General features: G+C 68.5%; 12 protein-coding genes and 1 riboswitch. Of the genes, 5 read left to right on the forward strand and 7 right to left on the reverse strand.

Annotated features, from left to right (window positions below; all coding sequences use genetic code 11):
- The first annotated feature begins 382 nt into the window (after positions 1–382).
- Positions 383–577 (forward strand): hypothetical protein, encoded by a 195-nt coding sequence (locus PUT80_RS17785; RefSeq protein ID WP_037809354.1) that lies wholly within the window; start codon positions 383–385, stop codon positions 575–577.
- Here the strand turns inward: PUT80_RS17785 and PUT80_RS17790 are convergent, their stop codons facing one another.
- Positions 578–1,024 (reverse strand): nitroreductase family deazaflavin-dependent oxidoreductase, encoded by a 447-nt coding sequence (locus tag PUT80_RS17790; protein WP_238603890.1) that lies wholly within the window; start codon positions 1,022–1,024, stop codon positions 578–580.
- Between the two features lie 126 nt (positions 1,025–1,150).
- Here PUT80_RS17790 and PUT80_RS17795 point away from each other — a divergent pair, with 126 nt between their 5' ends.
- Both PUT80_RS17795 and PUT80_RS17800 read left to right on the forward strand, forming a co-directional pair.
- Entirely contained in the window at positions 1,151–1,831 is a 681-nt protein-coding gene (locus PUT80_RS17795) for a TetR/AcrR family transcriptional regulator (RefSeq protein ID WP_238603889.1), read from the forward strand.
- A 46-nt stretch (positions 1,832–1,877) separates the two neighbouring features.
- On the forward strand, positions 1,878–3,395 hold the full coding sequence (locus PUT80_RS17800; RefSeq protein WP_037808527.1) for a 3-hydroxyacyl-CoA dehydrogenase: 1,518 nt from the start codon (positions 1,878–1,880) through the stop codon (positions 3,393–3,395).
- Positions 3,396–3,808: 413 nt separating this feature from the next.
- Here PUT80_RS17800 and PUT80_RS17805 read toward each other — a convergent pair whose 3' ends face one another.
- The 4 genes from PUT80_RS17805 to PUT80_RS46290 form a co-directional block, all read right to left on the reverse strand.
- On the reverse strand, positions 3,809–4,783 hold the full coding sequence (locus tag PUT80_RS17805; RefSeq protein WP_275292896.1) for a pyridoxal-phosphate dependent enzyme: 975 nt from the start codon (positions 4,781–4,783) through the stop codon (positions 3,809–3,811).
- Positions 4,780–5,631 carry a dihydropteroate synthase gene (gene folP, locus PUT80_RS17810; RefSeq protein WP_275292897.1) on the reverse strand — a complete coding sequence of 284 codons (852 nt, stop codon included), beginning with the start codon at positions 5,629–5,631 and terminating at the stop codon, positions 4,780–4,782. The genes PUT80_RS17805 and folP overlap by 4 nt, the downstream gene beginning before the upstream one ends.
- Before the next feature lie 25 nt (positions 5,632–5,656).
- Positions 5,657–5,747, reverse strand: a riboswitch (ZMP/ZTP riboswitch).
- A gap of 68 nt (positions 5,748–5,815) precedes the next feature.
- Positions 5,816–8,959 carry a PQQ-dependent sugar dehydrogenase gene (locus tag PUT80_RS17815; RefSeq protein WP_275292898.1) on the reverse strand — a complete coding sequence of 1,048 codons (3,144 nt, stop codon included), beginning with the start codon at positions 8,957–8,959 and terminating at the stop codon, positions 5,816–5,818.
- 92 nt (positions 8,960–9,051) lie between these two features.
- Complete coding sequence (locus tag PUT80_RS46290; RefSeq protein WP_199817306.1) at positions 9,052–9,369, reverse strand: L,D-transpeptidase; 318 nt, start codon at positions 9,367–9,369, stop codon at positions 9,052–9,054.
- Between PUT80_RS46290 and PUT80_RS46295 the strand changes: the two genes are divergently transcribed.
- Both PUT80_RS46295 and PUT80_RS17825 read left to right on the forward strand, forming a co-directional pair.
- Positions 9,362–9,880, forward strand: a complete 519-nt coding sequence (locus PUT80_RS46295; protein WP_199817307.1) for a hypothetical protein — start codon at positions 9,362–9,364, stop codon at positions 9,878–9,880. The genes PUT80_RS46290 and PUT80_RS46295 overlap by 8 nt on opposite strands.
- Positions 9,877–10,395, forward strand: coding sequence for a hypothetical protein (locus PUT80_RS17825; protein WP_043834577.1), 519 nt, complete (start codon positions 9,877–9,879; stop codon positions 10,393–10,395). Before PUT80_RS46295 ends, PUT80_RS17825 begins: the two co-directional genes overlap by 4 nt.
- On the opposite strand, the gene PUT80_RS17830 is transcribed toward PUT80_RS17825, so the two are convergent.
- Positions 10,379–11,272, reverse strand: coding sequence for a serine/threonine-protein kinase (locus PUT80_RS17830; RefSeq protein ID WP_037808537.1), 894 nt, complete (start codon positions 11,270–11,272; stop codon positions 10,379–10,381). The two genes, PUT80_RS17825 and PUT80_RS17830, sit on opposite strands and share 17 nt — an antisense overlap.
- A gap of 17 nt (positions 11,273–11,289) precedes the next feature.
- The gene (locus tag PUT80_RS17835; protein WP_134727595.1) at positions 11,290–13,032 is read right to left on the reverse strand and encodes an N-6 DNA methylase; all 1,743 of its coding nucleotides are present in this window, start codon (positions 13,030–13,032) and stop codon (positions 11,290–11,292) included.
- Between the last annotated feature and the right edge of the window lie 36 nt (positions 13,033–13,068).

A 13,068-nucleotide genomic window follows, 5' to 3' on the forward strand; every position in this document is an offset into this window, starting at 1 on the left:
ACCCCGAAGTTTGATTGTGCTGACGGTTCGGGGGTGCTTGTCAAGGCGGGAAAGATGCCTTGACAAGCACCCCCGAACCGCAGATGAGCTTCGTATCGGGGTTGGGGGAGGGCTGGGCGCCTCGCTCGTTGGGTGCACCGGTGCGGTTTTTTGGGGTGGGTGCCTCGACCGTTGGGAGCACCGGCTGCGGTTTGGGCGGAGGTGGGGCTTGCGCCCCAATGTGGCATTGGGTGCGTCAGATGCACCCAATGTGGCGTTCGGTGCGTCAGATGCACCCAATGCCACATTGGGGGCGCATCCGGGGCCGGGGCTGGGCTGGGCGGGTCGCGAGGGGGAACCTTGAGACACTCCTCAAGAGGGTCCGTCTAGCTAGGAGATGCTCGTGAAGCGGTGGATCACGCTGGCGTGCGGTGTGGTGCTGGTGCTGGTCGGCGCGGTGTGGGTGCTGCAGGGCGTCGGGGTGCTGACCGGCAGTTTCATGACCGGCCAGAAGCTCTGGTTCCTGATCGGGCTGGTCGCGTTTCTCGTCGGCGTGGTTCTCGTCGCGGCCACCACGTTCCGGAAACGCGTGCGCTGATCACCGGGTGAAGATCTCGAACACCGGGTAGCCGGGGGCGATCTCCAGCAGCTTCTCTTCCGGCGCCTTCGCGTCCACGCCCTCGAAGAACGTGCCGACCTCGAATGCCCAGCGCTTGAGGTACGAGCGCAGGATGGCGGGCTTCTCCTCGTCGGACAGCTCGCGGTAGGTGAACGTCTCGGTGCGGCGGCCGACGGTCAGCTGGCCCTCGCCCGCGGCGCGCAGGTTCCGCACCCACTGGGTTTCGCCGCGTGCGGCCACCAGGTACTGCTTGCCCTCGAACGGCAGCAGGTTCACCGGCACCTCGCGCAGTTCGCCGGACTTGCGGCCGCGGACGCCCAGTACCCGGCTGCCCCAGACGCTGAGGCCGCGCTTGGTGAGCCAGCGGACGCAGCCGTTGAACGCCGCGGTCGCCTTGCCCGGTTCGAGGTAGCGGGTGCTGGTCATGGGGTCCTCCTCGGTTTGCGAGAGCGGTGCTCTCTGTTGTGAACAGTGAACACCCGCAGACCATCTCACGTCAAGAGCAGTGCTCTCGATTTTGCGCATCGCTCTCGTTCGAGGCACACTGATCGCATGACTGCCGCACCCCGGACCGCCCGCGAGCGGGTTCGTGCCGAGCTGACCCGTGAGATCAAGGACGAGGCCCGCCGTCAGCTGGCCGACGTCGGCGCGCACGGGCTTTCCCTGCGTGCGGTCTCCCGTGAGCTGGGGATGGTCTCGTCGGCGCTGTACCGGTACTTCCCGAGCCGCGATCACCTGCTCACCGCGCTGATCGTCGACGCGTACAACGCCGTCGGCGAGGCCGCCGAACAGGCCGACCCGCACACCGGCGACCCGCGCGAACGCTGGCGGGCCATCTGGCGCGCGACCCGCGACTGGGCCCGCGCGAACCCGCACGAATACGCGCTCATCTACGGGTCGCCGATCCCCGGTTACCAGGCTCCGCAGGACACCGTCGGCCCCGCCGGGCGAGTGGCCTTCGCGCTGGTCGCGGTGCTGCGCGACGCCCATCCGCACGAGCCGGCGGTCACCGCGCCGATGTCGGAGGAACTGCGCGCGCAGGCCGACCAGCTCAGCCGGACTCTGGACCTCGACGCGCCGGCCGAGGTCGTCATGCGCGCCATCGCCGCCTGGACCCAGCTGTTCGGCGCGCTCAATTTCGAGCTGTTCGGCCAGTACGTCGGCAGCGTCGACCCGGCGGACGCGTACTTCGAACACCTCGTCGGGCAGATGGCGGACTTCGTCGGTCTGTAGTCCGGGGTAAGTTCGCCGTGGCGCCAAAGCGAAAGGCAGGTTCGACGTGACGGGATGGGCCGGACGGGTCGGCAGGATCCGCGTGATCGGCACCGGGGTGATGGGACGCGGCATCGTCCAGCTCGCCGCGACCGGCGGGGTCACCGTGGAACTCGCGGACGTGCAGCCGGAAGCGGTCGCCGCGGCGATCGACCACGTCGGCGCGATGGTCGACCGGCTGGTCGCCAAGGAGAAGCTGAGCGAGGAGAAGGGCCGTGCGGCGAAGGAACGCCTCGTCCCGGTCGACGGCCCGCTTGCCCCCGCCGACGGGGTGGACCTGGTGATCGAAGCCGTCCGCGAAGACCTCGACACGAAGCAGACGCTCTTCGCCGGGCTCGAGAAGATCTGCGGCCCCGAAACGATCTTCGCGACCAACACCAGCTCGCTGTCGGTCACCCAAATCGCCGCCGGGCTCGCTGACCCGACGCGGATGATCGGCCTGCACTTCTTCAACCCGGTCCCGCTCATGCGCCTGGTCGAGGTCATCCCCGGCGCGCGCACCGCCGACTGGCTGCCCGGTGAAGCCCTCGAACTCGTCCGCGGCTGGGGCCACGAGCCGGTGCTGGCGAAGGACGCCCCCGGCTTCCTCGTCAACCACGCGGGCCGCGGCCTGAACACCGAGGCGCTGCAGATTCTTTCCGAATCCCTCGCCGCCCCCGCCGAGATCGACCGCATCGCACGCGACGTCCTCGGCCTCAAACTTGGCCCGTTCGAGCTGCTGGACCTCACCGGTTTGGACGTCTCGCACGCGGTGCTGGAAAGCATCTGGAGCGGCTTCCACTCCGAACCGCGCCTGCGCCCGTCGTGGCTCACCCGCCCGCGCGTCGCCGCCGGGCTCTTCGGCCGCAAAACCGGCGAAGGCTTCTACCGCTATGTCGACGGAAAACAAGAGGTCCCGCCGGAGCCCACCGCTCCGCCCGCCCCGACCATGCCGGTCTACGCCGCCGACGAACGCCTCGGCCGTCTCCTGTCCGCAGCGGGCGTCGACGTCGTCCCGGACGCCTATCCCGACACGGTTCTCCTGGTGACCCTGCGCGGAGAGTCCACTGTGGACGCTGCGCGGCAACTGGAACTGCCCGCCGCGCGCGTCGTCGGAATCGACGCCCTCGGCTACGAATCGCGCTTCACCATGTCCGTCCACCCCGGACTGGACCCGCACTACGGCCGCGCCGCCTGGGGTGCCCTGGCCGCTACCGGAACCCCGGTGACGGTCGTCCGCGACGGTGCCGCCCCCATCGCGCAACGCCTCCTGGCCTCGATCATCAACACGGCTTGCTACATCGCCGACCAGGGTCTCGCGGCCCCCGCCGACATCGACACCGCGGTGCGCCTTGGCCTGGGCTACCCCCGCGGCCCCCTGGCATGGGGCGATTTGGTCGGCCCGGAAAAGGTCCTGCGCATCCTGAACGGCCTCCTGCGCGGCACCGGGGATCCGCGCTACCGCCCGAGCAGCTGGCTGACCGAACGGGTGGCGCTGGGTCTGCCACTCGCCTCCACCGGCACCCGTCCGGCTGATCTGGCCTGAGTTTTTGTCGGTGGTGCGCAGTAGCTTTTCGGCATGACTGCCACCATCGATCTCACCCTGGACTGCACCAACGCACAACTCCTCGCGGGTTTCTGGAAAACGGCACTCAGCTATGTCGACGAACCTCCGCCGCCACAAGGGGACCAGGCCCCGGCTGGCGGCCCTGGATCAAAGCCGAGGCTGGACGCCTGGGGTCGGCGGGCGGGAGATTCTGGCGGAATTCGAGGGGCGCCATGTGGTGATGGCGGATCCGGAGGGGAGCGAGTTCTGCGTCGCGGCGGTCTCGGCTTAGGTTGTCGAGCTGCTTCGGCTTAGGTTGTGCCGCAACGAAATCTGCCGCAACGGGTCTTCCACATGCCACTATGCCGTCGCAGAATCCCTTCGCCGCCACGGAAACCGTCTCCGGAAAACCGTCAAGACCTGTGCTCGGGAGCCGCCCCGATCCAACGGCGGTAAGCGGCTTCATCGACGTTGCTCCCGCAGACGATCGTGACCACGTGCCGTCCAGCGAAGCGGTCGCGGTTTTCGAGGATCGCGGCCACGCCGAGCGCGGCTGAGGGTTCGACGACGAGTCCGGCGCGCTCGAACAGCAGCCGCATGCCAGTGATGATCGACGCCTCCTGAACCAGGACGGCGTCGTCGGCAACGAGAAGGAGGTCATTCAGCACCGCTGGAATAGGAAAGCGGCCCGCGACGCCGTCGGCGATGGTGTCGGTCGAGTCGGTTGAGACGACGCGCTGCTGGTGCCAGGAGCGCGTCATCGCCGGTGCGCCCAGTGGCTGGACGCAGATCACCTCGACCTCGGGCGCGCGCTCCTTGAGCACGTGCCCCACGCCGGTGGCCAGTGCCCCGCCGCCCAAAGCGATCAGTACGGCATCGAACGTGGGCAGGGTGTCCGCCAGTTCCAGGCCGATGGTTGCCGCGCCTTCGCAGGTCTCGAGGTCCAGGCTGTCTTCGACCAGCCGGATGCCGTCGCGCCGTGCGATGGCTGCTGCTCGTTCGCGTGCCGTTTCGATGTCGCCGTCCACCAGTTCCAGCCGGGCGTCCAGCGCGCGGATGCGCTCGAGCTTGGCGGCGGGTGCGAAGCGGGAGGCCACCACGGTCACGTCGAGTCCTCGGTCGCGGCCGGACCAGGCGAGGGCTTGGCCGAGGTTTCCCGCGCTCGCGCACACGACAGCGGAGGCGTGGTTGTCGGCGAGTGCGCTGGCGACGACTTCGGTGCCGCGCGCCTTGAAGCTCCGGACCGGGTTCGCCGTTTCGAGCTTGATGCTCACCGCGCAGCCGAGGTCGCGTTCCAGCGCTTCGCAACGGAACAGCGGAGAGTCGAGAAAAGCTGGATCGATCCGCTTGCGAGCAGCCCGGATCCGAGCAGTGTCGAGGCGCGTCATCGGCTGGCTCCTGCGTACTGGTCTAGAGCGGTGAGGACGGTGAGCGCGTCCCGCAGCGCTGCGACGTCGTGCGTCCGGATGAAATCGACGCTGTGGCTGGCGGCATAAAGCTCCGCGGCGAGGCTGGCCGGACCGATCTCCGACAGCTCGCGTCCGGTGATCGCGCGCAGGAACGACTTCCGGGACGGCGAAACCATGATCGGAACACCGAATCTGGTCCGGATCGCGCGGAGTGCCGCCAGGACAGCCAGCGACGGTTCCGGCGTGGCGCCGAGAAAGTAGCCGAGCCCGGGGTCGATGATCAGCCGTTCGCGGTCGATGCCCGCCGCTTCGAGCGCGGTCAGCCGCTGGTCGAAGAACTGCTCCAGCGCCGTCAGCACCGCCTGTGGATCGGTGCGCACCTTGGTCGCGGGCCCCCGCCGCTGCACCGAGTGCATGACGACGAGGCGGCATCCGGTACCAGCCAGCTCCGCGTACCGTTCAGGGTCCGGAAATCCCTGGATGTCATTGAGAAACGCGGCACCGCGAGCAGCGGCGAACAGGTGGGTCCGGGGTTGGAACGAGTCGACCGACACCGGGATGCCGTCGGTGACCAGGTGGTCCAGGACCAGGTCCAGCCGCCGGATCTCCTCGTCGGCGGTCACCGGCTCGGCACCCGGATGACTGGCAGCCGGACCGAGTTCGACGACGTCCGCACCCGCCGCCAGCAATCGGCGAGCGTGCGCGAGTGCGTTCGCCGGGGTCAGGAATCTGCCGCCGTCGGAGAACGAGTCCGCGCTGACGTTCACGATTCCCACCAGCCGCGGCCGGTGCCAGGACGCTTCCGAAAAAGCCAGAGCTTGAACCATCGCCGTGTCTCCCGGATCTCGATCCCACAAGAGCCCAGGCGTACGGCACGACGTCACGTGGACGAGGTCGCTCCCCGATGGTGATCCATCTTCACACGCCAGTCACGACCTGCGGACACAGTAACAAGAAACTCCGGTGCGGAGCTACCGCCGGCGAGGACACCGACGGCAGCCCCGAGCCGACTCACCACCGGTAATTCGTGGTCACTCCATACCGGTAAATCACATAACCGCCCTGGAAATCGCTTCGGGCCCCGCCGGTGATCGGGTATTCATCCGAGGTGGGCAACCCCAAATATCCCCACTCCCAGCCCAGCGCGGCCCACCGCTTGCGAATCTCCCCCTGCACCATATGCGCCCCGGTACGCGGGCTCCAGTAAATCGACCCGCCGCCGTTGAAGTGGTTGTACCGCGCGATCCCGTTAGGCGTACCGGTTTCATCGGTAGTCGGGTAACCGAGACCTCGCTCCCAGCCGAGAGCAGCCCACTTGTCCCGAATCGCCCCGCCGATCTGATGCGCCCCAGTGGACGGCGTCCAGTAGATCGACCCGCCCACCGTGAAGTGGTTGTACCGGCCGACCCGGTCTGGCGTCGCGGACTCGTCCGTGGTCGGGTAACCAAGACCCCGCTCCCAACCCAGCGAAGCCCACTTGTCCCGAATCGCCCCACCAATCTGGTGCGCACCGGTAGACGGCGTCCAGTAGATCGACCCACCCACTGTGAAGTGGTTGTACCGCCCCACTCCGTCCGGCGTCGCAGACTCATCCGTAGTCGGGTAGCCAAGCCCCCGCTCCCAACCCAACGAAGCCCACTTGTCCCGGATAGCCCCGCCGATCTGATGCGCACCGCCGGTAGGCGTCCAATAAATCGAGCCACTGGTGAAGTGGTTGTACCGCCCGACCCCGTCGGGAGTCCCGGACTCGTCGGTGGTCGGATACCCCACCCCGCGTTCCCAGCCGAGAGCGGCCCACTTGACCAGAATCTGTCCCTGTACCGAATGCGCCCCGGTGGACGGCGTCCAGAAAATAGCCGCGGCCTGGCTTCCCGGCGTGCCGATCAAATGGTTGTACCGGCCCACCCCGTCCGCGGTCCGGGTCTCGTCGGTCGTCGGCGGTCCGTACACCTGATGCCCGCCGATCGCGAGATACCGGGCCAGGATCTCCCCGCCGATCTCATGCACCCCGGTAGCCGCGGACCAGTACAACCGCCCATTCGCATACGGCCGATACCGCACCGGCCCGTCAACGACCTCAGGACCCGTCGGCGCGCCGATCGAACTCCGCAACTCCGGCTCAGCCGCATACCGCTGATCGATCGCCGTCAGGTAGTTGGCGGTCAGTGTCATATCACCAGCGCCGACAGTGATCGACCACGAAGAGGTAGCCGGACCGCCCTGCCAACCGGTGAACTTGGAGACCCCGTCGGTGCCAACCAACGCAGCAGTCACGTCAAAGGTCGCACCCTCAGTGACCATCGCACTGCTGACGCCGCCCTCGCTCGGGATGCTCAACGCGGCCGGCTGCGTGCCCACCAACGTCAACCGATGCTGGCGCGGGTAAGCGACATACGTCTTGCTCGCCTGCACCCCGGCGCTGTCCGTGACCGTCGCGGTGAATTCCATCCGCGAGTCCGTGTGATCGGTAAACGGAACCGTCAACGTCGGCCCCGTCGCACCGTCGCTGGGATGCACGTGGCAGGCGCCGAGATCCGGACAGTGCCGAATCAACGACGTCCACGTGACGGGAAGCTCGCCATCCTCTGCGTCAGTCGCCTTGGCGGACAACGAAACCTGCTCACCCACCGCAAAAGTCTTGTCCGGCGCGGACAAATCCAGCACCGGCGAGTGGTTGCCCGGGGCGACAGCGATCTTCACGGTCCCAACACCGCCAAGCGGATCCGAAACCGTCAACGTCGCGGTGAACGAAGCGCCATCCCCGTACTGATGGCTGGCCTGAACCCCGGTGCCGGTGCTGCCGTCGCCGAAGTCCCAGGAATAGGTGAGCGGATCGCCGTCAGCGTCGGTCGAATCGTTGGCGGCAAAGGAAACCGTGCGAGTATCCGGATCCGTCGAGGAAGTAGCCTTCGCCACCGGCAGAGCGTTGTTCGTCGAGTAGCTCAACCGCCGCAGTACGCCGGAGTTGAGGTCAGTGAAGACGATGTCCCCGTTGGGCGCAGCGGAAATCCGGGTAACCCCGCCGACATTCTGGAACGGCGCGGGACTCGTGGGCGCCTGCGTGAGCTTGCCCTGCGCGTCGTACCGCAGCGTCCAGATCTTCTGCCCCGCGTAGTCCCCGAAGAAGTACGCACCCTGGTAAGCGGCCGGATAAGTCGTGCCGCCATACACAATCCCGCCGGTGACACTGTTGCCCTGCGCCGGGCCGGTCCCGTGCTGGTAATCCCACAACGGCGGCGTGTTCACCGCCACGGCACAACGCGCGTCAGCCGAATAGCCCGGCGTCGGGTGGTTCCCCTCGTAGCAAGGCCAGGCGAGATTCGCGCCCGGCTGCACGACGTCCACCTCTTCCCACGTGTACCAGCCGACATCGCCGACCACCGGCAGCCCGCTCTTCGGGTCGAGACTGAACCGGAACGGGTTGCGGAATCCGCTCGCGAACACCTTGCTGCGAGCGGAATCCGGCGCGGCCGCGTTGTAGTACGGATTGCTCGGTACGCCCTTGCCGTCCGCGGTGAGGTGCAGAATCTTGCCGAACGGCGAATCGAGGTCTTGCGCGACGAAGGCGACCGGGTTGGTCTTGCCCGCGTCGCCGTTGTCTCCGACGGAGTACCAGAGCGTGCCGTCCGGCGCGGGGTAAACCGTGTCGAGGCCGTGGATGTAATACGGACTGCCGGGCAGGTCGAAAATCACCTTCTCGCCGGTCAGTCCGGACGGATGTCCCGCGCCGTCGAGCTGCACGGTGAACTTCGCGGCGCGCATCGTGTACTGACCGTTGCCGAGCGAGACCGAGCGGTTCAGGTACACCTGGTGCGAGGTGCTGTAGTCGGGCGCGAGCGCGATGCTCGTGAGGCCCATGTCGCCCTGCGTCTCGACCGGGAAGGTCGCGATCCGCGTCGGCGCGCCTCCGCCCGCGGCCGGGACCCAGTTGACGACGCCGGACTTGCCAAGCGCCAGCACGCTATCGTCGGGCAGCCAGGCGAAGTCGGTGAATTCGTACTGCCCGAGCCCGGTGGGCAGGTCCCGCAAAGCGAACCCCGGCGGCAGCGCCGGGGTATCGGCTGCTGCCGCCGGGGCTACGGCGGTGATCGCGGTGGGGACAGCGACGACCGCTAATGCGGCCACCACCAGGGAACGGAGCTTGCGCCAGGCCATTCGGGACCCCTTTCTCAGCGACCGGTAATCGCTCAGAAGGGGGACGAAGTTGCCTCTATCGGGTGATATTTATTCGACCGTGACGCGGTCGGTCAGGGCACGACCTGGACCACGTCGCCAATGTGCAGGGTGTTGAAGAACCGCAGCGACGACGTCGCCGACAGGTGGATGCAGCCGTGCGAGTACACCTTCAGGCTGCCGGTGTGGAAGGCGTCGCCCGGGTAGAAGAAGACCGAGTTCGGCATCGGCGCGTTGTCGAACTGCTTGCTCAGGTGCAGCTTTTCCTTGGACAGCACATGGAACGTGCCAGTCGGGGTCGCGTGCCCCTTGCGTCCGGGCAGCATCGAGACGGGGCCGTAGATCACCTTGCCGTCCTGCAGCAGCCAGGCGCGGTGCGCGGAAATGTCCACGCAGGCGCTGGTGCCCGAAGCGGCGGCGGCCGCGGCGCACGGGACGTCGGCGGTGCTCGGCTCCGGGTCGGCCTTCGGCTTGGGAGCGGGCTTCGGCGTCGGTTTCGGAGTCGGCTTCGCGCTGGTGCTCGCCGGGCTGCTGCTGGTCGCCGGGGCAGAACTGCTGGTCGGCGCACTGGAGGACGAGACGGGCACGCTCGCCGCCGCGGGCACCGCGCCGCCGCCGGCAGCCGATCCGGCCGTGCTGCCGGAGCACGCCACGAGCCCGAAAGCCGCGGCCAGCGCCGCCATCCCCACCAGAACCCTCTTCACGATCCGGTACCCCCGCGTTCGGTCGGGTCGCATTCGGCAGGACCCGTATCACCCGAATAGACGACCATCACCCCTTCGTGGTTGCTCGGCAATGGTCACGATCCGGCTTCTCCACCCCGGGGTTGAGCCGCGGATCCACCTGGCCCCAGCCCGTACGCCGACGAAACCCGCATCAATTCCGGCGAGGCTGGAAGCATGAACCTCGGCCCGCTCACCATCGTTCTCTATGCCGCGATCGCAGCGCTCGTCCTGTACCGGGTCGTCTACCGGCAGTGGCGCGGCACGCTCCTCAGCCGCAAGCGTCTGCTGACGCTGCCGTTCATCCTGACCGCGATCGGCGTGTTCTCCGCCGCCACCGCGTTGCAAAGCGCGACCGCGACGGAGTACGCGCTGCTGGCTGGCGACGTCGTGGTCCTCGGACTGCTTGGCGTCCTGCGAAGCTCCACTTCGGTCCTCAGTGCGCGCGAAGGCACGACGTTCGTGAAGGGCACTCCGCTCACTCTGGTGCTGTGGTTCGCGACCATCGGCGTACGCGTCGCCTTCTCCTTCATCGGAGCCGCGCTCGGTGTCAGCAACACCGTGACGTCCTCGACGATCATGCTCACGATCGGCGTCAGCATCGGCGTACAGAACGCCTTCACCTACTACCGCATTCAGAAGCGCGGTCTGCCGCTCTCGGAGCAGACGCCGACAAGCATCAGCGCTCGCCGCTAAGCCCCACCATGCGCGCGTACATCCTCGAAGGACTCAACACCGTCGCCGGATGCAGGAATCCCGGCAACGGCGGCAAGTCCCGCGCGAAAGGCACAAGATGCGCGTACAGCACCTCCGCCCCAGACGGCCGCACCGAAGGATCCTTCGCGAGCGTCGCAGCGAGAAGCGTATTCAACTCCCGAGGCACCCCGGGCACGACCGGCGCTGGTTCCTTCACCTGCTTGTCGAAGACCGCGTACGCCGTCGGCCCGGTGAAGACCGGACGGCCGGTGAGCATCTCGTGCAATACGCAGCCGAGCGCGTACAGGTCGCTTCGCGGCTCCGCGTGCCCACGCTGGATCTGCTCCGGAGCCATGTACGACGGCGTCCCCAACAGCTGCCCCGCGCGCGTGAAGCGAGCAGTGTCGGCTTCGCGCAACACAGCGAGCCCGAAGTCCATCACCTTCACACTGCCGTCCGGACAGAGCATCAGGTTGGCCGGCTTGAGGTCACGGTGACAGACCGCGCGAGCGTGCGCCGCCGCCAGGACCGCGGCCGCTTGCGCCGCGATCGCCGCCGCCCAGGACACCGGCAGCGGACCGTGTTCGGCGAGCAGATCGTCCAGCGTCACGCCTTCGACGAACTGCATGACCTGGAACAACCGGTCGTCATGGGCACCGAAGTCGTAGAGCGTGGGCGCGCCGGGATGGTCGAGCGTCGCGAGGATCCGCGCTTCCCGGGCGAAGCGTTCCTCCAGCTCTTCGTCGCCGCCAGGAAGCCGAAGCAGCTTGATCGCGACCTGCCTGCCGAGCCGCCGGTCGAGCCCGCGGTGCACTGAACCCATGCCGCCCCGCCCGAGCGGCAGATCGTCGACCTCGTAGCGGTCCGCGATCAGCATGGGCCCCCTCACAGCGCTCACCCGCCACCGGGCTTCAGCCGTCCTTCGGCGAGTGCGGCAAAGCCTAGCCGCACCAGGTCGCGGCCGATTTCCGCGGTTTGCCGCAGTGCCCGGTCGAAGTCGGCGAGCGCGCGGAAAGCGACGCCGTACGCACGCTGCGTTTCGAGCGGATGCCGCGGCACCTTCAGCCGCCGCGCGTCGATCCGGGTCGACGCGCTGTGCACCGGGAAGTCCGCGGCGCGCAGGCATCCGGCGAGGAACTGCGGGTCGAGCCGCTCCGGATCCACGCGATAACGGGAAAGCGCGGGCCCGAGCCGCACCGGCGCTCCACTGTGGACGATCACCGCGCCGGTGACCGACGCGACCACGTCCCCCTCCTGGGCGAGCACCGCCGCCGGATCCGGCGCGGCGTGCCCGGTCGGCGGGCCGCCGATGAGGACGTCGTCGGTGGTCAGCACGGGTTCGTCGCCGTCAGCGGTACGCGGCGGCGCGTGCGTGATCCGCAGCGCGCCCGCCTTCACCAGCTCGCCGACGGTCGTGTGCGCCGTTTCGCCGGACGCCGGTTCCAGCTTGGGCAGCTCAATCCCGATCTGCCCGAAAACCCGTTGCGCGGCAAGGAAAGCCTCGCCGGAATCGCTCTCACCGGGACGGCCGGACGGACTCAGGTCGACGTCGTCGTCGAGCACGTCGATGATGCGTTCGCCGGTGTCCGGATCGGCCAGGAAGTCCTGCCACACCTGCTCGACGTCGTCCGCGGTGGTGTCGGCGATCAGCACCGTCGCCGGCGCGCGCTGCTCCGGCTCCGGGCGCGTGAGCAGCCAGAGATCGGTGCCCGGCGCGAGCGTGCACACCGCGCGCAACGCGCCCGCCCGAAGCAGGTTGGCCCGGATGCGTTTCCCGCTCCGCCGCCCGGCCGCCGCTCCCGGCATCAGCACCGCGACCGCGCCACCGGGTTTCACGTGCGCGAGGCAGTGCTGCACCCACGCGAGCTCCGACTCGCCCCGCGGCGGCAACCCGTACTCCCAGCGCGCGTCGCCGACGAGTTCCTCGTGCCCCCAGCCGCGTTCGTTGAACGGCGGATCGCACAGCACGACGTCGGCTAGCCGGTCCGCGAAAGCGTCCGCGCGCAACGCGTCCGAGGCGTGCACCTCGGTGTCCGCGCCGTGCAGCCGCAGCCGGATGCCCGCGATCCGCGCGGTGTCCGGGTCGACGTCCTGTCCTCGCGCCCGGGTCGCCGCGGCGGCCAGCAACAGTGACCCGAACCCGCACGCCGGGTCGAGCACCGTGGCCCCCTTCGCGCCGGTCAGCCGCACCATCAGGTCGGCGTACGCAGTGGGCGTCGTGGAGAGCCGGCGGGCGTGTGCTTCGAAGAAACGGTCGCAGAGCTGCTCGAACGTCTCCGCCGCGCCTTCGCTCGCGGCGAGCTGCGAGATCAACGCCAGCAACCCCGGATCGTCCGGCCCCTCAGCGTCGTCCGCGAGGTACTCGCCGACCGCCGCCAACCGCGCGCCGAGATCGAGGTCGTCGCCGAGCGCACGCAGCCGTTGCCAAGCTTCGTCGATCGGCGCCAGCTCGAACGGACGACCGCGCCCGCGCAGCCACGCCTGCACCTCCGGAAGCGAAAACAACGGGCTGGACGCCGTGCCGCCCACCGGTTTGGGAAAATCGTCATGGCGCCGCCGCCAGTTGCTCACCGCCGCCCGGCGCACGCCCGCCAGGCGCGCGATGTCGGCCGCACTCACCGCCGCGTCGTCTGCCATATCGAGCACGATAGCCGACGACAGCGGTTTCCATCG

Origin of the sequence: Amycolatopsis sp. La24, assembly GCF_029087445.1 — a bacterium.
Taxonomy (GTDB): domain Bacteria; phylum Actinomycetota; class Actinomycetes; order Mycobacteriales; family Pseudonocardiaceae; genus Amycolatopsis; species Amycolatopsis nivea.